General features: G+C 64.8%; 16 protein-coding genes. 10 read left to right on the top strand and 6 right to left on the bottom strand.

Annotated elements, in window-relative coordinates; translation table 11 throughout:
- Positions 1-56 precede the first annotated feature (56 nt).
- Positions 57-1169 (top strand): metallophosphoesterase family protein, encoded by a 1113-nt coding sequence (locus QBJ92_RS02115; protein ID WP_277968038.1) that lies wholly within the window; start codon positions 57-59, stop codon positions 1167-1169.
- Complete coding sequence (locus QBJ92_RS02110; RefSeq protein WP_277968037.1) at positions 1166-2431, top strand: MFS transporter; 1266 nt, start codon at positions 1166-1168, stop codon at positions 2429-2431. Before QBJ92_RS02115 ends, QBJ92_RS02110 begins: the two co-directional genes overlap by 4 nt.
- A 71-nt stretch (positions 2432-2502) precedes the next feature.
- Here QBJ92_RS02110 and QBJ92_RS02105 read toward each other — a convergent pair whose 3' ends face one another.
- Positions 2503-3330 carry an alpha/beta fold hydrolase gene (locus tag QBJ92_RS02105; protein ID WP_277968036.1) on the bottom strand — a complete coding sequence of 276 codons (828 nt, stop codon included), beginning with the start codon at positions 3328-3330 and terminating at the stop codon, positions 2503-2505.
- A 55-nt stretch (positions 3331-3385) separates the two neighbouring features.
- Complete coding sequence (locus QBJ92_RS02100; RefSeq protein WP_277968035.1) at positions 3386-4084, bottom strand: pirin family protein; 699 nt, start codon at positions 4082-4084, stop codon at positions 3386-3388.
- Positions 4085-4186: 102 nt separating this feature from the next.
- Between QBJ92_RS02100 and QBJ92_RS02095 the strand changes: the two genes are divergently transcribed.
- Entirely contained in the window at positions 4187-5098 is a 912-nt protein-coding gene (locus QBJ92_RS02095) for a LysR family transcriptional regulator (protein ID WP_277968034.1), read from the top strand.
- A gap of 185 nt (positions 5099-5283) precedes the next feature.
- Here the strand turns inward: QBJ92_RS02095 and QBJ92_RS02090 are convergent, their stop codons facing one another.
- Together QBJ92_RS02090 and QBJ92_RS02085 are read right to left on the bottom strand one after the other, a co-directional pair.
- Positions 5284-6459 (bottom strand): alpha/beta hydrolase, encoded by a 1176-nt coding sequence (locus tag QBJ92_RS02090; RefSeq protein WP_277968033.1) that lies wholly within the window; start codon positions 6457-6459, stop codon positions 5284-5286.
- A gap of 371 nt (positions 6460-6830) precedes the next feature.
- On the bottom strand, positions 6831-7733 hold the full coding sequence (locus tag QBJ92_RS02085; RefSeq protein WP_277968032.1) for a LysR family transcriptional regulator: 903 nt from the start codon (positions 7731-7733) through the stop codon (positions 6831-6833).
- Positions 7734-7829: 96 nt separating this feature from the next.
- Here QBJ92_RS02085 and QBJ92_RS02080 point away from each other — a divergent pair, with 96 nt between their 5' ends.
- Positions 7830-8939, top strand: a complete 1110-nt coding sequence (locus QBJ92_RS02080; protein WP_277968031.1) for an aldo/keto reductase — start codon at positions 7830-7832, stop codon at positions 8937-8939.
- Between the two features lie 78 nt (positions 8940-9017).
- A complete protein-coding gene (locus QBJ92_RS02075; RefSeq protein WP_277968030.1) occupies positions 9018-10034 on the top strand; it encodes a cupin-like domain-containing protein in 1017 nt (338 codons plus the stop codon).
- A gap of 24 nt (positions 10035-10058) precedes the next feature.
- Here QBJ92_RS02075 and QBJ92_RS02070 read toward each other — a convergent pair whose 3' ends face one another.
- Positions 10059-11507 carry a tryptophan halogenase family protein gene (locus tag QBJ92_RS02070; protein ID WP_277968029.1) on the bottom strand — a complete coding sequence of 483 codons (1449 nt, stop codon included), beginning with the start codon at positions 11505-11507 and terminating at the stop codon, positions 10059-10061.
- Between QBJ92_RS02070 and QBJ92_RS02065 the strand changes: the two genes are divergently transcribed.
- From QBJ92_RS02065 to QBJ92_RS02045, 5 genes are all read left to right on the top strand, one after another.
- Complete coding sequence (locus QBJ92_RS02065; RefSeq protein ID WP_277968028.1) at positions 11477-11812, top strand: hypothetical protein; 336 nt, start codon at positions 11477-11479, stop codon at positions 11810-11812. The two genes, QBJ92_RS02070 and QBJ92_RS02065, sit on opposite strands and share 31 nt — an antisense overlap.
- Positions 11781-12071: a hypothetical protein gene (locus QBJ92_RS02060; protein WP_277968027.1), complete on the top strand. Its 291-nt coding sequence runs from the start codon at positions 11781-11783 to the stop codon at positions 12069-12071. Before QBJ92_RS02065 ends, QBJ92_RS02060 begins: the two co-directional genes overlap by 32 nt.
- Entirely contained in the window at positions 12044-12487 is a 444-nt protein-coding gene (locus tag QBJ92_RS02055) for a hypothetical protein (protein WP_277968026.1), read from the top strand. Before QBJ92_RS02060 ends, QBJ92_RS02055 begins: the two co-directional genes overlap by 28 nt.
- A 24-nt stretch (positions 12488-12511) precedes the next feature.
- Positions 12512-14416: an acetate--CoA ligase gene (gene acs / locus QBJ92_RS02050; protein WP_277968025.1), complete on the top strand. Its 1905-nt coding sequence runs from the start codon at positions 12512-12514 to the stop codon at positions 14414-14416.
- Between the two features lie 195 nt (positions 14417-14611).
- A complete protein-coding gene (locus QBJ92_RS02045; protein ID WP_277968024.1) occupies positions 14612-16654 on the top strand; it encodes an L-dopachrome tautomerase-related protein in 2043 nt (680 codons plus the stop codon).
- A 249-nt stretch (positions 16655-16903) separates the two neighbouring features.
- On the opposite strand, the gene QBJ92_RS02040 is transcribed toward QBJ92_RS02045, so the two are convergent.
- Positions 16904-18832 carry an alpha-L-fucosidase gene (locus tag QBJ92_RS02040; protein WP_277968023.1) on the bottom strand — a complete coding sequence of 643 codons (1929 nt, stop codon included), beginning with the start codon at positions 18830-18832 and terminating at the stop codon, positions 16904-16906.

Here is an 18832-nt window from a genome sequence, read left to right as displayed (position 1 = left end):
CCATCGGTCGAACGGGTCGCTTTCCGCGAAGATTACGGTGGTGGAGGGACGTTGGAATGGCAGGCTGCCTGAGTTGGATTCACTTTGGCGACCTGCACGTGGATGAGGCGGATGGCTTCGAAGGGTTGAGCCGGTTCGAAACGCTGGCACGCATTGCGCAAACGCAGATCGGCGGCGCAGTGGATTTCGCGTTTCTCCCTGGCGACAATGCGAACCATGGCACCGTGGCGCAATATGAAGGCATCCGCACGGCGATGAAGGTGCTCGATCGACCATGGCACGTTCTGGCCGGCGATCATGATTTCGAACCCGGCGACCTTGTCGCGATGCGCGCGATCACAACGAAGGATGCGCCGTATTCGGAGCGGATCGGCGACTATCGCTGCCTGTTTCTGGATATCGTGTCGGCGGGACACGGCGGCCCCGATTTCCGGATCGATCCCGCCCAGCGGCGCTGGATCGAGCGCACGTTAAGCGCGGCGGATGTCGCTGGCGAGCGTGCGGTTGTATTCATGCACGCATATCCGGGTGATCTGCGCGACGATCCCGATGGTATTGCCGCCCTGTTCGCAACACATCATGTCGCGTTCGTCGATACCGGTCACACGCATTACAACGAACTGCTCAACGACGGTCGCGTCATCTATGGTGCGACGCGATCGACCGGGCAGACCGAAGAGGGCGCACCCGGATTCTCGGTTGTTACGCTCGACGATGGCGTACCAAGTTGGTGCTTTCAACCGTTCGACGCAGCCTGGCCTCTGGTCCAGATCACCTCGCCCGCCGATCGTCGCCTGATCACCGACCCAGCCAACACGCTTCATGTTCCTCAAGGCGGCTTTGTCGTGCGGGCGAAAGTCTTCGGCGCGACGGAAAGCGCTTCCGCTTATCTCAACGACGGGGATGAGATCGCGATGGCGCGAGTTGCGGGCGAGCCTGCTCTGTGGAGCGCTACCATCACCGATGTCCCGGACGGCCTTCATCGGTTGGTAGTGCGGTCGGGCGGCAGTGAGGATGTGATCGACGTGTTGGTCCGCAGCGAAGGATCGACGCCGAAGCGCACGGCGCCCGTTGGGCTCGGGCGCGACGTCCACGCGATCGGTGCATGGCTGGAACGCGGGATCGACGGGGCGCAGCGCGGGCCGAACAAGAACGGAGCCGATTGGTGAGTGACGACCAGGTGGCGCTCAAGGGCAGTACACGCGCCCGCGGCGCGCTTGAGGCGCTCAACTTCAGCATGGCGGATATGCAGGCGGGGATCGGCCCGTTCCTCGGTGTGTTCCTGCAGGGTAAGGGCTGGGCGACCGGCGCAATCGGCACGGTGATGACCATCGGCGGTGTAGCGGGCATGCTGATGACTGCCCCAGCAGGCGCACTCATCGATGCGACCAAGAAAAAGCGCATCGCCGTGATTGTTTCGGGCATTTTCACGGTGCTTGCGTCGACGCTGATCTGGTTCTCACAAAGCATCTGGGTGGTCGCCACGTCTCAGATCGCGACTGCAATCGCCGGCGCGGCGATTGGCCCGGCGGTTGCGGGAATCACGCTTGGTATCGTTCGGCAAAACGGGTTTAACCGGCAGAACGGGCGTAACCAGGCATGGAACCATGCCGGCAACATGGTCGGCGCGGCGCTGTCGGGGTATCTTGGCTGGAAGTTTGGGTTCGGCGCGGTGTTCGTGCTGGCTGCGCTGTTCGGCGTGCTCGCGATCGTGTCGGTGCTGATGATCCCCGAAGCGGAGATTGATCACCAAGCCGCACGCGGTCTCGAGAAAGACGATGGCAAGGACGATGACGCGGGCAAGGCGGATGGGTTCAAGATGCTCCTGCACAACAAGCCGTTGTTGATCCTCGCCGCGAGCCTTGCCTTCTTCCATCTTGGCAATGGCGGGTTGTTGCCGCTCTACACGCTCGCGGTCGCGTCCAAGGACGTCAACCCGGCAATCTTTGCGGCCGAGATGATCGTCGTTGCGCAGGCGGTTATGATCGTCGCAGCAATCGTCGCGATGCGTTCGGCGGAAGCAAAAGGCTACTGGCTCGTCATCCTCGTCACCTTTCTGATTTTGCCAGTGCGCGGACTGATCGCCTCGTATTTCATTACCTCATGGGGCGTCTTTCCGGTCCAGATCCTCGACGGTATCGCGGCTGGGCTGCAAAGCGTCGCGGTCCCTGGTCTGGTCGCGCGGATCCTTGCAGGGACTGGTCGGGTCAATGTCGGGCAGGGTGCGGTGATGACAGTGCAGGGCGTCGGCGCCTCGCTCAGTCCTGCAGTGGGCGGCTGGATTGCGGAAGGTCTCGGGTACCACGTGACCTTCATCGTGTTGGGTGCATTCTCGCTCGTATCGATCGCACTTTGGGTAGGCTTTGCTGGATCGTTGAAGCCCGCCTGTGCCGGAAAACCCGGGGCGCCACTTCGGGCGGTGGCGGCGTGATGCTGCCATATGGCGGCTGAGGTTCGTGCGACAGCATGGGGCGAGCAACCGCCCCATGCTGTTGCAATCGATCAGCCTTCGATGAAGGCAATCAGGTCGGCGTTGATCCGGTCGGCGTGCGTGACCGGCATGCCGTGCGGAAAGCCGGGGTAAGAGATGAGCTTAGCGCCCTTCACGATCTCGGCTGACATCTTGCCGGTGGTCGCAAAGGGAACGACCTGATCGTCTTCGCCATGCAGCACCAGCGTTGGCACGCTGATCGCCTTCAAGTCCGCTGTGAAGTCCGTTTCAGAAAAAGCCTTGATGCCAAGCGTATGCGCGAGTGCAGAACCCATCATGCCCTGCCGCCACCAGTTGAGGCGCACAGCTTCCTTCACTTCCGCGCCCTCGCGGTTGTAGCCATAAAATGGGAGGGTGAAGTCGTAGTAGAATTGCGAGCGGTTCGTCGCGGTCTGCTCGCGCACCATGTCAAAGACGTCCATCGGCACGCCATCCGGGTTGGTGTCGGTCTTGACCATGATTGGCGCGACCGCGCTGACCAGCACCGCCTTCTTGACCCGGCCGGGCTTTGCACGGGCGACGTAGCGGGCAACCTCGCCACCACCGGTCGAGTGGCCGACGTGGATGGCTTCCTTCAGGTCGAGCGCGTCGGTGAGCGCGATCACGTCGGAGACATAGGTGTCCATGTCGTGGCCGTCCGCCGACTGAGTCGAGCGACCATGTCCGCGGCGATCATGGGCAATGACGCGATAGCCCTTCTGGACGAAGAACATCATCTGCGTGTCCCAGTCATCCGAACTGAGCGGCCAGCCGTGATGAAACATGACGACGGGCGCGTCCTTGGTGCCCCAGTCCTTGTAAAAGATTTCAGTCGCGTCGGCGGTGGTGATGAAAGGCATAACGGCTCTCCTCAAACGTGAGTGGATACGGGTACGCTACAGGGTCTGGTGCAGGTCAGGCAGCGTCGACGAGGACGATCTCCGCATCCTCGATCGCGGTGACGCGAAGTACCGCCTCATCGGTTATAGCGGCGCCATCCCGTGCTTCCAGGCGGGTGCCGTTGACCTCGACCGTGCCCGTCGCCGGGACGAGATAGCCGTGGCGATCGGCGCCGAGCGGATATTCGGCGGTCTCGCCGGCCTTGAGCGTGGCCGCTACGATGCGCGCGTCGGTACGGATTGGCAAGGCGTCTGCATCGTTCGCGAAGCCGCTCGCCAGCGTCACGAATTGACCCGAGCGTTCGCCCTTGGGAAAGGGTTTTGCACCCCATGAGGGCGCTTCGCCGCGTGTCTTTGGCTCGATCCAGATCTGGAAGATGCGGGTGGTGCCCGGCTCCCGATTGTATTCGGAGTGGCGGACGCCCGATCCCGCGCTCATCACCTGCACGTCGCCAGCTTCGGTGCGGCCGATGTTGCCGAGCGAGTCCTGGTGCGTGATCGCACCTTCGCGGACATAGGTGATGATCTCCATGTCGTTGTGCGGATGGGGCGGAAAGCCGGTGCCGGCTGCGATCGTATCGTCGTTCCAGACACGAATGCCGCCCCAGCCCATCCGGGCTGGATCATAGTAGCTCGCGAACGAAAAGTGATGCTTGGCGTCGAGCCAACCATGGTTGGCACCACCGAGGCTGGCGAAGGGACGACGGTCGATCATGGTTCGGTCTCCGGGGAGCCCTGTTGCTCCGATGACCTGAAGATGGCCCCAGTTCAGACTTGACGAAACGGCAAGGTTGGCATTTCATCCTTTCCGAAAATGATGAAGCGACTTCCCGATCTCGAAGCGTGGGCGATCTTTGCCAAGGTCGCCGAGCATGGCTCGTTCTCCCGTGCCGCGCGCGCGATGGGCATGTCCGATCCCACCGTATCCAAAGCCATCGGACGGCTGGAAGCGCGTCTTGGCCTCACGCTGATCGCGCGCACCTCACGTCGCATCGCCCTGACCGATGCCGGCCGCGCCGCACTGGAGCGGGCATCGCGAATCCTCAGCGAGGGCGAAGCGGTCGAGGACGAGGCCGGTGAGCAGTCAACGGTGCCGCGCGGACGCGTGCGTATCAGCGCACCGTTGTCGTTCGGCATCGCCTATCTTGGGGCAACGTTGCCAGCCTTTCTCCAGGCTTATCCCGAGATCACCGTCGAATTTTCGCTAAGCGACCGCAAGGTCGATCTGGTGGCGGAGGGGTTCGATCTGGCGCTTAGGATCGCCAGCCTGAACGATTCCTCGCTGTTGTCGCGCCGGCTTTGCACAGTCCGGCTCCTGCTGGTCGCGTCTCTCGAGTATCTTGATCGTCACGGCATGCCGACGCACCCGGCCGAGCTAGCCGGACATTCTGCCCTGGCCTATACCGGGGGAGCTTCGCGAAGCTGGCGCTTTACGCATCCCACGTTCGGGGAGGAAACCGTCGAACCGCCGGTGCGCGTCTGGACCAACAACGCCGATTTGCTCAACCCCGCTCTTCTTGCTGGGCAGGGGCTCGCGATTCAACCGGAGTTTCTGGTCTGGCAGGAACTTCGTGATGGCAAGTTGAGGCGTGCAATGCCGGATTGGTCGGTGACACCGCTAGGTCTTCATCTCGTCATGCCACCTAGTCCCTTGCGTCCGCTTCGGGTTCAGACTCTCATCGATTATCTTGGCCGCGAATTGGCAAGAGCGCCCTGGGATTGCGCGTAGGCAAGCAGCGTACGTGGGAATACCGCCGTCCTGTCGCTGGTCCGTTCAGGCGTCGATGGAAGGGCTGTCGGACTCCCGTAGAACGAGACCTCGCGCGACCTTAATCGCCAAGCTTTAGGGGGGTGAGCGCCGTTCGACCGCACGCGATTACGGTGTTTCGTGGGCGCGGCGTCACGCAAACGCCTTCAATCGCGAAACAGCAGCGGCGCCATCTCCCGCAGGCTACGGCGCCACGTCAGGAACTCGTGCGCCGTGTTTTGGGAGACGTAGAAAACGCTGTTGATCCCGGCCGCCTTGAGCGCCGCCGCGTTGGCGCGCGGGTCGGACGGTGGAGCGCCGGGTGGCAAGTTCGGGCGCGCGCGGTCGAGTTCGCGGCTTCCGAAACTGACGAAGACGAGCTTGACCTTGTCCTTGAAGCCGGGCGTGCCCGTTACATCTTCTAGGGAAATGGTACCGCCGCTGAGCAGACCGATATAGCCAAACGTGTCGAGGTTCTTGGGAGCGATCAGCTTGGTCTCAAAGCCACCCATCGACAGCCCTGCCATGGCGCGATGCGCGGGGTCGGTCACCGTGTGGAAATGGGTGTCAACGTAAGGGATCAGCTCGTTCACCAGCACCGTCTGGAACGGGCGAATGTCGAAGCTTGCGAGGCCGCCCGGGGCGCCAGGTTTTATATCGTTCGTCATGCCGTAGGTCATGACGATGATGAACGGTTTTGCTTGGCGTGCGGCGATAAGGTTGTCGAGAATGAGGTTTGCGTGGCCCTGATTCGACCAGGCTGTCTCATCCTCGCCCCATCCATGTTGCAGGTACAAGACAGGATATCGCGCGGCCTTGGCGGCATCGTACCCTGGCGGGGTGTAGACGAATGCACGTCGCTGGGTGCCAGTGCTTGGCGAGGGGAACAGGATTTGTTGCACATTGCCGTGCGGAACGTTCTTCATGGCGTAGAAATCGGCATCATGGGCGGGAATCTCGATCCCGCTCTCCCAGCGCGTGGAGCCATAATAGTTGAGTGCGCCCGGATCGTTGAATGTGCCCCCGTCCACGGTCAGATGGTAGTAATGAAATCCTTCGTCCAGCGGCCCCTCCGAGGTGCCGACCCAGCTCCCGTCGGGAGCCTTGGCCAGAACAGTGCCACCCCTGCCGCCCAGCCCCAGACTGACTTTTACCGCCTTCGCATCGGGTGCAACGATGCGAAAACGGGCGTAGCCTTGAGAGTTCACCTGAGGATATTGCTGTCCCGGCTGATTGACCGATGAAGGCTTGAAATCTTCGACAGGGGGCGACGTCGCGGTTTGGGCGGATGCAGCGCCGATCGAAAGAAGTGCAGCCGAGATACCGGCAATAACTGATCTCACGTCAGGCCTCCTCCACCGGTTCCGCTCCTAGCGTGGGCGAGAATCCGAATAGTCGGAGTTATTGCACCGTCAGTGTACGGTGGCAAGCGAGTCGCGTAAAGGTTTTGTTCTATGAGTCGCGAAATCGTGACGCCAGGTAGCCAAGAGGCTCCCGCGGCGATATTTGTCCGACAATAAAGAGTTTGTGCTGGTAACGATCAATTGCAAGACGCCCTAGTCACCGTTTCTCGGACGGACGTGATTAAACTGCCGGCTGCACTAGTCTTACTTGTCGATCGAAAGCAGATTGGGGCTTATGCGCCAAATGCGCGAGTACAAAGAGAACGTGACTCCCCTGCTCAACCTCCATCCCGGTTCCGGCGCTTCGTGGATCAAACCTTGCCGATCGTCGTCTGGCGAAGGGTATCGATCAGCACGCGCAACGCCGGGGTGACATGCCGGTTCGGATAATAGAGATAGCAGCCGGGGAAGGACAGACACCAGGCGTCGAGAACCTGAATCAGCCGTCCGTCGGCGATCTCGTCAGCAACGTCGTGTTCCAGCATATAGCCCAGACCCGCGCCGGCGCGGACGGCAGCCGCCGCAAGCAGTTCGTCGTTCACGATGAGTTGACCGCCGGGCCTGAACCGGATGTCACGATCGTCGCGATGGAATTCCCAGGGCAGCAGGCCGCCGCCGCCGAGAAGCCGGTAATTGACGCAGTTATGGCCTTCCAGATCGGCGGGCGTGGCGGGTAAAGCGCGTGTCGCGAAATACTCTGGCGTGCCGACCACCACCGTCCGGAGCTCCGGGCCGACCGGAACCGCGACCATGTCCCGATCGACCGTTTCCCCTAGGCGTATCCCCGCATCGAAACCTCCCGCGACGAGATCGACAAGTCGGTCCTCGACGATCACTTCCACCGAAATGTCGGGATGCTCGCGCAGGAAACGCGGCAGTGTCGGCGCGAGCACCGTTCGCGCGGCGTACCCGAACGTGGTCAGCCGGATCGCGCCCGAGGGCACGCCGCGCCAATCGGCAAGCGCTGACAGACCTTCGGCAAGTTCGGCCAGCGCCGGATTGAGCGACCGCAGCAGGCGTTCGCCGGCCGCGGTCGGTGCGACACTGCGCGTCGTACGGGCCAGCAGCCGGACACCGAGCCGCTGTTCCAACGCCCGCATCGCATGGCTGAGGGCGGACGGGGACAAGCCCAGTTCGGCGGCGGCGCGCGTGAAACTCCGCACGCGGGCGACCGCTGCAAAAGCGGCAAGGTCATCCAGATCGCCGCGCTTCAATGCTGCATCCTGCTCATAAGCTCTTGTCGCGAATGGCGGCTAATTAAGGCTCCAACAAGGTCTATCTTCGGGGAGACTTGCAACGGAGATACAGCAATGACCCTCACGACCTATCGCGCGCTTGGAAGATCCGGCCTGACGGTAAGCCCGCTCGCGCTCGGCACGATGACGTTCGGGGCGGGACGCTGGGGCGCGGACGAAGCGACGTCGCGCTCGATCTTCGACGCCTATGTCGAGGCGGGCGGCAATTTCGCCGATACCGCGGACGTCTATTCCGGGGGCAACAGCGAAGTAATGCTCGGGCGGTTCATCGCCGAGCGCGGCAATCGCGACCGGATGGTGATCGCGACCAAATCCGGCTTCCCGCGAACGGAAGGGACGCCGCTTTCAGGAGGCAATTCGGCGCGCAACATCCGTGATGGAATCGAAGGGTCGCTGCGCCGCCTGGGTACTGACTTTATCGACCTGTACTGGACGCATGTCTGGGATCGCACCACCCCACCCGAGGAAGTCCTGCGCGCGCTGACCGATGCGGTACGGCGCGGGGATATCCTCTATTACGGCTTCTCCAACGCGCCGGCCTGGTACGCCGCGCAGATCGCAACCTTGGCGCGGGCGCACGGATTGCCCGAGCCGATCGGCCTGCAATATTCCTATTCGCTGATCGACCGTGGCGTGGAACTGGATGTCGTTCCGGCGGGGCAGGCGCTCGGCCTGGGGCTGGTCGCGTGGAGTCCCCTCGGGGCGGGGTTGTTGACTGGGAAATATGGACGCGAGAAGATCGCCGCGGCCGGCCCTGCGGGAAGCCTCCCCAATCGCGCTGGCGACGCCACGAGCAGCGGAAGCGACGGGCGGTTGAACGGCGACAATCCCTTCGGCGGCATGTTGTTCACGGACAGGAATTTCGACGTGGTGGACACGCTGCGCGCCGTCGCAGGCGAGATCGGTCGGCCGATGGCGCAAGTCGCGCTCGCGTGGGTCGCGCAGCGGCGGGGGGTAGCGTCGGTGCTCATTGGTGCGAGCCGGCCGGAACAGCTCCGCGAGAACATCGCCGCGCTCGACATTGTGTTCGACGACGACCAGCAGGCCCGGCTTGACGCGGCGGGCGCGCCGCCGATGCTCAATCCCTATTTTATCTTCGACTTGCCGCGCAGTACGATCTTCGGCGGGCGGGATGTCGCACCCTGGGCGGCGACCACCAATTGAGACCGCATCCGAGGAGCGACTCTGCGGCGTTACCGTAGCGATTGATGTTTCGCGGCTTTTGCCCGAAACCGTGCGGCTATGACCCAAGCCTTCGCAAAGACACGAGAATGGCACGACGTCGATCGCGCGCAGTTCCGGTCGGAGATCGTGCCCTTGCGCCGACCCGCGGTGCTGCGCGCGTTGGCGAAGGACTGGCCGGCGGTGCGCGCCGCCGGGCGGTCACCGGAAGACCTGTGCAATCACCTCCGCGCCAGTGATCGCGGGAAGCCCGTCCCGGCGTTCCTCGGGCCGCCACAGATCAAGGGCCGGTTCTGGTATCGCGACGATCTGCGCGGCCTGAATTATCAGCAGCGCATCGCGCCGATCGCCGAATTGCTCGACGTGTTGCTGAGTGTGCAAGGCGATGCCGAACCGCCAGCGTTTTACGCGGGTGCGATCCCCGTTGCGGAGAATTGTCCCGATTTCGCCCGCGACAATGCGACCGATATCGTCGGTGCGGACGCGAGCCCGCGGCTGTGGATCGGCAATCGCGCGACGGTTTCGACGCATTTCGACATGTCGGAGAATGTCGCCGTCGTCGTCGGGGGGCGGCGGCGCTTCACCTTCTTCCCGCCCGAGCAAGTGCGCAATCTCTACGTCGGCCCGTTCGACTTCACGTTCGCGGGGCCACCCGTCAGCATGGTCGATTTGCGCGCCCCCGATCTGGAGCGGTATCCGCGATATGCCGAGGCGATGGCGATCGCGGAGGAAGCCGAGCTCGAGCCCGGGGATGCGGTCTACATTCCCTATATGTGGTGGCATCAGGTCGAGGCGCTCGATCCCGTCAACGTGCTGGTCAATTACTGGTGGAACATCGGTGAACGGACGTGGCCGGGCTCGCCGTTCAAGACGTTGATGCACGCGATCATGACGATCCGTGATTTGCCGGAACGCGAACGGGCGGTGTGGCGCGCGTGGTTCGATCATTACGTGTTCGACGGCGGGCATGACGCGGTCGCGCACCTTCCCCCCGGCGGGCGCGGTGCGCTTGGCGAGATGACGCCCGAGCGGGTCGCGGCGGTGAAACAGTATCTGATGGACGAACTGCGGCGCTGACCGCGCTCGAACCGCCGTTTCGATTCAGCGGCGATCGATCGCGCAATAATGGTCGATGAAGACCTGATGCTCCGGCATCCGCGCGACGCTTCCCTCCATCGCGGCCGCGATCCGCGTCATGCGCGCGGCCAGTTCGTCCGGAGGCAACAGGTCGGCGATCGGATGGTGGCTCCGTGGCACGACATTCTGCCCATGCAGCACCGCAAGCCAGCTCGTTTCGCTGAAAAGCTCGCTATCCTCCCGGTACAGGCGCGCATTCTCACGGAAAATGGCGATCCGTTGTTCCAGCGACGCGGGCACCACCATCGTCCTGCAGCGGTTCCAGAAGGCGCTGTCGTCGCGGTCGGTCGCCTTGTAGTGGAGCACTAGGAAATCGCGGATCTGTTCGTATTCGATCCGGGTGCGCCGGTTGTAATAGTCGATATCCGGCGTGTTGAAGCGCTTGTCGGGAAAGTTGGTCAACAACCGGGCGATCCCCGACTGGATCAAATGGATCGACGTCGATTCCAGCGGTTCGAGAAACCCGGCGGCCAGACCCAGCGAAACGACGTTGCGGTTCCACGCCTTGCGCCGCACGCCAGCCTTGAAGCGCAGGAAGTTCGGTTCGGATATCGGCTTGCCGTCGAGCCCGGCGTTGAGGACACGCAGCGCTGCGTCGTCGTCGATATGGTCCGAGCAATAGACGTGACCGTTCCCGGTCCGCGATTGCAGCGGGATCCGCCATTGCCACCCAGCCGCCTTCGCGGTGGCGCGCGTATAGGGAATCGGGTCGGCGACGCGTTCGCAGGCACGGGCGACCGCGCGGTCGCAGGGAAGATAGCTGCTCCAGTCGTCATAGCCGGTGCCCAGCGCGCCCTCGATCAGCAGGCCGCGAAACCCCGAGCAATCGATGAACAGGTCCCCGGCCACCACGGTCCCATCGTCGAGCAGCAATGTCTCGACATGCCCGCTCTCGCCGTTCAGCCGGACATCGACGATCCTGCCCTCGACCCGCAGCGTTCCCGCTGCTTCCGCCAGTTCGCGCAGATAGCGGGCATAAAGCGCCGCATCGAACTGATAGGCATACGCGATCGTCGCAAGCGGCGAATGGACGAGCGATGGATCGGGGCGCTGGAACTTGCCGGCACGCGCTGCGCCGACACCGATACTGTAGCGATCGAGCGGAAGCGCGCCGCCCGCCTGCGCCTGGCGATACCAGAAGTGATGGAAGTGCACGCCTTCCATTTCCTGGCCGTAACTCCCGAAGGGATGGATGTAGCGCTGACCCAGCCCGCCCCAGTCGACGAATTCGATCCCCAGTTTGAACGTGGCGGCGGTGCGCCGGACGAAGTCGTTCTCGTCGATACCGAGGAGTTGCGCGCTTTGCATTTCTGCGCGCGGCGGAGTTGACCGTTGCGGCGGGGCAACCGGTTTTCGCCGTCCTCGAGACACGGACGCAACAGGTGGAAGCGAGCAGGACGAGCAGCCTGTCATCGCGCGCCGGTCCCAATCTGTCGGGCGGGTCGGTCTCGGCCGGAACCGGCAGTCCGGGCGACCAATCGGGGGGAGCTCCGGGGGTTAGCAGTCCGTCGGTCCCGACTGGTCCGAGCACGGGCGGGTTCGGTGGCGGCGACGTCCCGTATCAGATGCTCGAACGATGGCAGCCGCGGCAGGTAAATCAGACGGTCCTGCTCGTGCAGATGGCCGCGGATCGCGAAACGCTGTTGCGCGGCCACACCAATCCGCCGCAGATTTTTGCGGCAAAGGATGTCATCGCAGAGATCACGCCCAAAAAGTAACGGCCTGCATGGGGGCGTGCTACCGTCCCCGGCTAGGTCTTCACGCCCTCGAACGGAGGTAAAACGTCGACACCGCCGAGACAGTGCGACAGTGTCCGGCAGACTTGATCCGAACGATCATCGGTTGCTGTCCGATAGAGCCTTGACGGCGACCTTTCACACGGGTTTGAGCTGTGCCGTTGCGCCGTCGATCCGGTACCTTGCGGTGTCGGCGACGGCGGGGGGGTGGATGTGGCGGATATCAAGCCGGAGGATCTGAGCTACGACCGGACCTCTATGTCCGCCCGTATCTCCAAAGCGCTGACCAGCAGTATGGGGAGAGGCGCGCTCACGGCGCGGAAACTTCGGGGCGACGAGTCCGGGACGTTGTGGACGCCTTCGCGCAAAGCGTTGCGGCGCTTGGCAGTCGCTGAACGGCAGCCGCGGCGCGACGTCATTATGATACGCCTGACCCTCGAGCGGAAGATCGACATTTTCCCGTCGCCGGCTGCGATGGAGGCGAGGTGCGTCCGGCTCGTCTCCAACCGGATACCCTCATCGAAGCGTAGTTGCCTGATCCAGCCGTATCAAAGCACGCTGGCGACCGTGGTGGCGAACGACATCGATGCCTATGACGCGATCAACGCCACGAACGCGCTCCACTGCTATGTTGCCGACCACGACGGGGTCAGCTGAAAAATCGTAAAGGAGAGTTCCCCCATGTCCGACACCCATCCGCTCGCGCAGCGCGAAGCCGTGCACGCGCGGTCTTTGGCCGATCCCGACGGTTTCTGGCTGGAAGCGGCCGAGCGGCTCAACTGGATGACGCCGCCGACGCGCGCGGGCGACTGGTCGTTCGACAAGGATGATTTCCGCATCACCTGGTTCGAGGATGGCGTGCTCAACGTCTCGGTCAATTGCATCGACCGGCATCTCGAAGCGCGTGGCGATCAGGTCGCGATCCTGTGGGAAGGCGACGACCCCGCGACCGAACCGCGCTCCATCACCTATGCTGAGCTGCACCGCGAAGTGTCGCGCTTCGCCAATGTGCTTAGGGGACTGGGCGCGAAGAAGGGCGATCGGATCACGCTGTACATGCCGATGATCCCCGAGGCGGCGTTCGCGATGCTCGCCTGCGCGCGGATCGGCGCGGTGCATTCGGTGGTGTTTGCAGGCTTCTCCGCCGAGGCGCTCGCCGGGCGGATCGAGGATTGCGACAGCCACATCGTCATTACCGCCGACGAGGGTCGTCGCGGCGGGCGCGCGGTGCCGCTCAAGGCGTGCGTCGACGAAGCAATCAAGATCGCAGGCAAGGTCGACCATGTCCTCGTCGTCCGCGCGAGCGGGGCCCAGGTCGCGATGACCGCGGGGCGCGACGTCTGGTATGACGAAGCGGTCGCGACGGTCAGCGACAATTGCCCGCCCGAGCCGATGGCGGCGGAAGACCCGCTGTTCATCCTCTACACCAGCGGATCGACCGGCAAGCCCAAGGGCGTCGTCCACACCACCGGCGGCTATCTGCTGTGGGCGGCGATGACGCATGCGACCGTGTTCGATTACGCCGCACCCGAGGTCTATTGGTGCGCCGCTGACATCGGCTGGGTCACCGGGCACAGCTACATCGTCTACGGTCCGCTCGCCAATGGCGCGACGACGCTGATGTTCGAGGGCGTGCCGACCTGGCCGACCGCGGCGCGGATGTGGGAAGTGGTCGACCGGCATCAGGTGACGACGCTCTACACCGCCCCGACCGCGCTGCGCGCGTTGATGAAGGAGGGCGATTCCTTCGTCACCGGCACGAGCCGCGCGTCGCTCAAGGTGCTCGGCTCGGTCGGCGAGCCGATCAATCCCGAGGCGTGGCGCTGGTATCACGACGTCGTCGGCGAGGGGCGCTGCCCGGTGATGGACACGTGGTGGCAGACCGAGACCGGCGGGCACATGATCACCCCGCTCCCTGGCACGCCGCCCAAGCCGGGGTCGGCGAGCTTGCCCTTCTACGGGGTCGATCCGCAGTTGCTCGACGCCGAGGGGCAGCGGCTTGAGGGCGCGGCCGAGGGCAATCTGGTGATCGCGAAATCCTGGCCGGGGCAGATGCGCGGGCTGTGGGGCGATCCGGCGCGCTTCTTCGAGGCGTATTTCAGCTTGTATCCGGGAGTCTACACCACCGGCGACGGCGCCCGGCGCGATGCCGACGGCTATTGGTGGATCACCGGCCGGGTCGACGACGTCATCAACGTGTCCGGGCACCGCATGGGCACCGCCGAGGTCGAGAGCGCGCTGGTGCTCCATGCCGATGTCGCGGAGGCGGCGGTGGTCGGCTTCCCGCATGACGTGAAGGGGCAGGGCATTTACGCCTATGTCACGCTCAACGCCGGGGTCGAGCCGGACGAGACGTTGCGCAAGGGGCTGCGCGACTGGGTCCGGCACGAGATCGGCCCGATCGCGACGCCCGATGCGATCCAGTTCGCGCCAGGTTTGCCCAAGACGCGCTCGGGCAAGATCATGCGCCGCATTCTCCGCAAGATCGCCGAGGGCGATACCGGGGCATTGGGGGATACGTCGACGCTGGCGGACCCGAGCGTTGTGGATGCGCTGGTGGCGGATAGTCAGGTGCCGAAGGGGTAAGGCGTTTGTGCTCCTGCGCAAGCAGGAGCCCAGAGTTCAGCAAACCAACGGCTTGTGGCGCGTGATACCCTGGGCTCCTGCCTGCGCAGGAGCACCGCACGGGTTGCGCGAGCAGCGCGGGTTCGGTCGTCCCGGCGGAACGCGCGGCGGTTGACCGGGTTGTGGGGTGGTCAACGATACAGGCCACCCCGCCCCATGCCGCACCTCGTCACCGAACATCTCTCGATTGCCTATACCGAGCACGGCGACCCCGCTGGACAGCCGGTGCTGCTGCTCCATGGCTGGCCCGACGATGCCTCGACGTGGGACGCGGTCGTCCCCGCGCTGACCGAGGCGGGCCAACGCGTGATCGTGCCGACGCTGCGCGGGTTCGGCGAAACGCGGCTGGGCGAGGGGCCGCGCACGGGCAACAGCGCGATCCTCGCGATGGATGCGATCGCGCTGATGGACGGGCTCGGGATCGAGCGGTTCATGGTCGCGGGGCATGACTGGGGATCGACCACCGCCGAGGCGCTCGCGATCGGCTGGCCCGAGCGGGTCGAGCGGATGGCGTTGCTGTCGTCGATGCCGCGGATGGGCGGCGCGCCGACCCCGCCGTTCGAACAGGCGCAGCGGACCTGGTATCACTGGTTCATGGCGACCGCGCGTGGCGCCGAAGCCGTGCGCGCCGATCCCAAGAGTTTCGCGCATATTCATTGGATCAATTGGTCGCCGCGCGGCTGGTTCGACGTGGCGTCGTTCGACCGCGTCGCGCAGTCCTTCGAGAATCCCGACTGGGTCGACGTGACGCTCCACAGCTATCGCGCACGCTGGGACGAGGCCGAGCCCGATCCGCGCAGCCAGTGGCTCGAGGACAAGGTCAAGGCGACGCGCTCGCTCGCGCTGCCCGCGATCTACATCCAGGGCGACGCGGATGGCGTCAATCCGCCGTCCGCGAGCGCGGGCGTGCCGGACAAGTTTACCGGACCGTTCGGCTATATCCGGATTTCAGGCGTTGGCCACTTTCCGCAGCGCGAGCACCCGCAGGGGGTCGCGCGGCACCTCCTCCATCTTTTCACCGGCGACCCCCAGAGCCTCGCCGACACGCATGACCGGAGTTTCCTTATGACCAAGACCAAGCCCCTCCTCGCCGGCATCGCCGCCGCCGGCCTGATCGCCGCCGCCGCGTTCGGCGTGGCACGCGCGCAGACTGGCCCGGCGACCAACGCGCTGAGCGAAGTCGCGACGTTCGACCATCAGGTGACGGGCGTCGCGGTGACCGCGGATGGCCGCCGCTTCGTCAACTTCCCGCGCTGGACCGACGATGCGCCGATTTCGGTGGCCGAAGTGATGGCCGACGGGTCGCTCAAACCCTATCCCGACGCCAAGTGGAACAGCTGGCGCAACGCGCGCGCGACCGAGCTGCCGGTCGGCGACTATTTCGTCTGCGTCCAGTCGATCGTGCCCGATGGCCATGGCAATCTCTGGGTGCTCGACCCCGGCGCGCCGGGCAATGAGAAGATCCTTGAAGGCGCGCCCAAGCTGGTCAAGATCGACCTCGCCACCAATCGGGTCGTGAAGACGATCCTGGTGCCGGGCGACGTCGCGTTGCAGGGGACGTATCTCAACGACATCCGCTTCTCGCCCGACGGCAAGACCGGCTACATCACCGACAGCGGGACGCGCGGGGCGATCATCGTGATCGACCTCGAAAGCGGCAAGGGCTTCCGCGCGCTCGACGGGCATATGTCGACGCAGATCGACAACACCGTCAAGGTGACCACCGACGGCAAGCCGCTGGTGCGCCCCGATGGTCGCCAGCCCGCTTTCTCGGCGGACGGGATCGCGATCTCGAACGACGGCGAGACGCTGTATTATCAGGCGCTGACCGGGAAGACTTTGTATGCGATCGACACTGCGCTGCTGCGTGAGGGTGTGGCCGAGACGGCGCGTGCGGCGGGCGTGAAGACGGTTGCGCAGACGCATGTCGCGGACGGGCTGTGGATGAGCAAGGCGGGGACGCTGTACCTGACCTCGCCGACCGACAACGCGATCACGCGGCTGGTGGGCGATCATGTCGAGCCGGTGCTGAGCGATCGCCGGCTGCGCTGGCCTGACACGTTTTCGGAAGGGCCGGACGGGCGGATCTATGTGACCGCAAGCCACATTCAGGACACCAACTGGTTCAAACCGGGGGCGCCTGCTTCGCTAAAAACGCAGTTGTTTGCGTTCGTGCCGGGGAAGGGCGGGCGGCGCTGAGGGTGCGGCTCCACGTGTCCCCCCACCACCGTTCGCCCTGAGCGAAGTCGAAGGGCCCCTGCCGAACGGAGCGCGATCTAAGGGAAGAGGGGGCTTCGACTTCGCTCAGCCCGAACGGGGTGGGGGGTGCCCCAACCCTCCCGTTCGTTTCGAGCGTAGTCGAGAAACCTGCGCTGTGCCCAGTTTCTCGACTTCGCTCGAAACGAACGGTGGGGGGTGCCACGATCTCGTCCCCCCACAAAATTCACATCACCCCGCCGCGATGAACCCGCCGATCCCCGCCAGCACCAGCGACGCCGCCGGAAGCGCGGTCGCGTCGAACGAGAGCCGCAACCACCGCGCGTCGCGCGCCTTGGCGAACGGCAACCGTTGCGTCGCGAGCGCATAAGCGATGTTGGCGAGTTCGCCCGCGCCCGCGGGCTCCCATCTTTTGCCATCGACGCTGGTTTCGCAGCGATAGCCGCGCGGCGGCGAGACGTCCTTGGCGAGCGTGCGCGACGGGGTGATACTCACACCCGCGAGGCGGACGAGCTTGCCCATGTCGATGGTGACGGTGGTCGGCGCGCCGGGCGTTGGTGCGGGGGTGGTCCAGCGGGTCGCGGCGTCGTCATCGAGCAACGCTTCCGCGCCGGGCGACGAGGCCGATACGATCCGCCAGTCTGCGGTCGACAGGATCGTCGGGTCCTTGCGCGTGCTGGGCGCGACCTTGACCGGCGCGACCTGACGGAACAGCGCGATTTCGCTGATCGCGGGGCAGGCGGGCGCGTCGAGGATGCGCAAGCGAAGCCGCCGCGGGGTGATCGGTTGCGGCAAGCGGATGATGCGCTGCGCGCCGATCGCTTCATGCTCGGCCAGCGTCTTCCATGCGCCGTCCACCTCGGCATCGACCGCGAAGCGCGTGACGCGGACGCCGAGCGGGAGATATTCGCGCAACCGGATCAGGTCGAAGCTCCGCCCCGGCGGCAGGTCGAGCGTCAGCGTGGGATTGTGGTCGGCGTCGGGGGTCGACCAGTAACTGTCGTCGCGCCCGTCGAGGACACGCGCCGCGCTGAAGGCCGCGCCGCGTTCGGCGCTGGCATGCGCGACAGCACCCTGCGCGAGATCGGTGCGATAGGTCGCCGCCTGTGCCGCGCCGAACGACGCGAGCACCGCCGCGTCGGTGTCGGCGATCCGTCCGCGCCGGTCGGGCGGCAGGTTGAGATTGAGGTTGGTGCCGCGCCCGACAGACTCATCGTACAACTTGAGCAGCCGGTCGGGCAGCTTGACCTTGCCGTCCTCATCCGCGTGATAGAACCAGCCGGGTCGGATCGACACGTCGGTCTCGGCGGGCCACCACAATTCCGCGCCGCGCACGCCGCTATTGCCCTCACTCTGGACATAGGGGTGGTTGGGCATGGTCGGCCAGCACGGGTCGCCCGCGACGCCGTCCTCATTCCCAACCCAGCGGATGTCCGCGCCGAGCGGATCGAACGTGCACGCCATCGGCTGATGCTGGTGGACGAGAGCGACGGTCGTCTTCCAGTCGTAATAGGCCGGCGCATCGATCTTCCGCGTCTCACGCGCGCCGCCGTAATAGCCGTCGCCGCCATTCGCGCCGTCGAACCAGAATTCGAACAGCGTGCCGTAGCGCGTGCAAAGCTCGACGATCTGCTTGCGGAAATAGTCGACATAGGCGGGGCGGCCGTATTCGGGGTGATGCCGGTCCCACGGCGACAGATAGAGCCCGAAGTCGAGCCCGGCGCGGCGGGTTGCCGCCGCCATCTCGCCGACGATGTCGCCCTTGCCGTTCTTGTACGGCGTGTTGCGGATGCAGCGTTCGGTCAGCAGCGTCGGCCACAGGCAGAAACCGTCGTGATGCTTGGCGGTCAGGATGATCCCGGTCATTCCGCCCGCTCTGGCCGCCGCGACGATCTGGTCGGGGGAGAAGTCGGTCGGGTTAAACAGCTTCGGGTCCTCGTCGCCGTAGCCCCATTCCTTGTCGGTGAAGGTGTTGATCGAGAAATGGATGAAGGCATATTGCTGGCGCTTGTGCCACGCGAGCTGACGGGGCGACGGGGTCGCGCCCCACGGCTTGGGCGCACCGGTGGGGGCCTTGCCGAGCGCGGGGGCCGTCAGCGCAGGGACGGCGGTGGCGGCGAGCCCGGAGACGATTACCGAGCGGCGCGAGAAGCTGGTCAT

It is taken from the genome of Sphingomonas echinoides (assembly GCF_029623395.1).
In the GTDB taxonomy this organism is placed as follows: domain Bacteria; phylum Pseudomonadota; class Alphaproteobacteria; order Sphingomonadales; family Sphingomonadaceae; genus Sphingomonas; species Sphingomonas echinoides_A.
The sequence above is the reverse complement of the archived record's forward strand: the minus strand, read 5'-3'. Positions and strand labels throughout refer to the sequence as shown.

Excerpts from the sequence above, each read along its gene's own strand:
- QBJ92_RS02115 (WP_277968038.1), top strand. The coding sequence starts at position 57 with ATGGCAGGCTGCCTGAGTTGGATTCACTTTGGCGACCTGCACGTGGAT.
- QBJ92_RS02105 (WP_277968036.1), bottom strand. The coding sequence starts at position 3,330 with ATGCCTTTCATCACCACCGCCGACGCGACTGAAATCTTTTACAAGGAC.
- QBJ92_RS02100 (WP_277968035.1), bottom strand. The coding sequence starts at position 4,084 with ATGATCGACCGTCGTCCCTTCGCCAGCCTCGGTGGTGCCAACCATGGT.
- QBJ92_RS02095 (WP_277968034.1), top strand. The coding sequence starts at position 4,187 with ATGAAGCGACTTCCCGATCTCGAAGCGTGGGCGATCTTTGCCAAGGTC.
- QBJ92_RS02080 (WP_277968031.1), top strand. The coding sequence starts at position 7,830 with ATGACCCTCACGACCTATCGCGCGCTTGGAAGATCCGGCCTGACGGTA.
- QBJ92_RS02075 (WP_277968030.1), top strand. The coding sequence starts at position 9,018 with ATGACCCAAGCCTTCGCAAAGACACGAGAATGGCACGACGTCGATCGC.
- QBJ92_RS02070 (WP_277968029.1), bottom strand. The coding sequence starts at position 11,507 with ATGACAGGCTGCTCGTCCTGCTCGCTTCCACCTGTTGCGTCCGTGTCT.
- QBJ92_RS02060 (WP_277968027.1), top strand. The coding sequence starts at position 11,781 with ATGTCATCGCAGAGATCACGCCCAAAAAGTAACGGCCTGCATGGGGGC.
- acs (WP_277968025.1), top strand. The coding sequence starts at position 12,512 with ATGTCCGACACCCATCCGCTCGCGCAGCGCGAAGCCGTGCACGCGCGG.
- QBJ92_RS02045 (WP_277968024.1), top strand. The coding sequence starts at position 14,612 with ATGCCGCACCTCGTCACCGAACATCTCTCGATTGCCTATACCGAGCAC.
- QBJ92_RS02040 (WP_277968023.1), bottom strand. The coding sequence starts at position 18,832 with ATGACCAGCTTCTCGCGCCGCTCGGTAATCGTCTCCGGGCTCGCCGCC.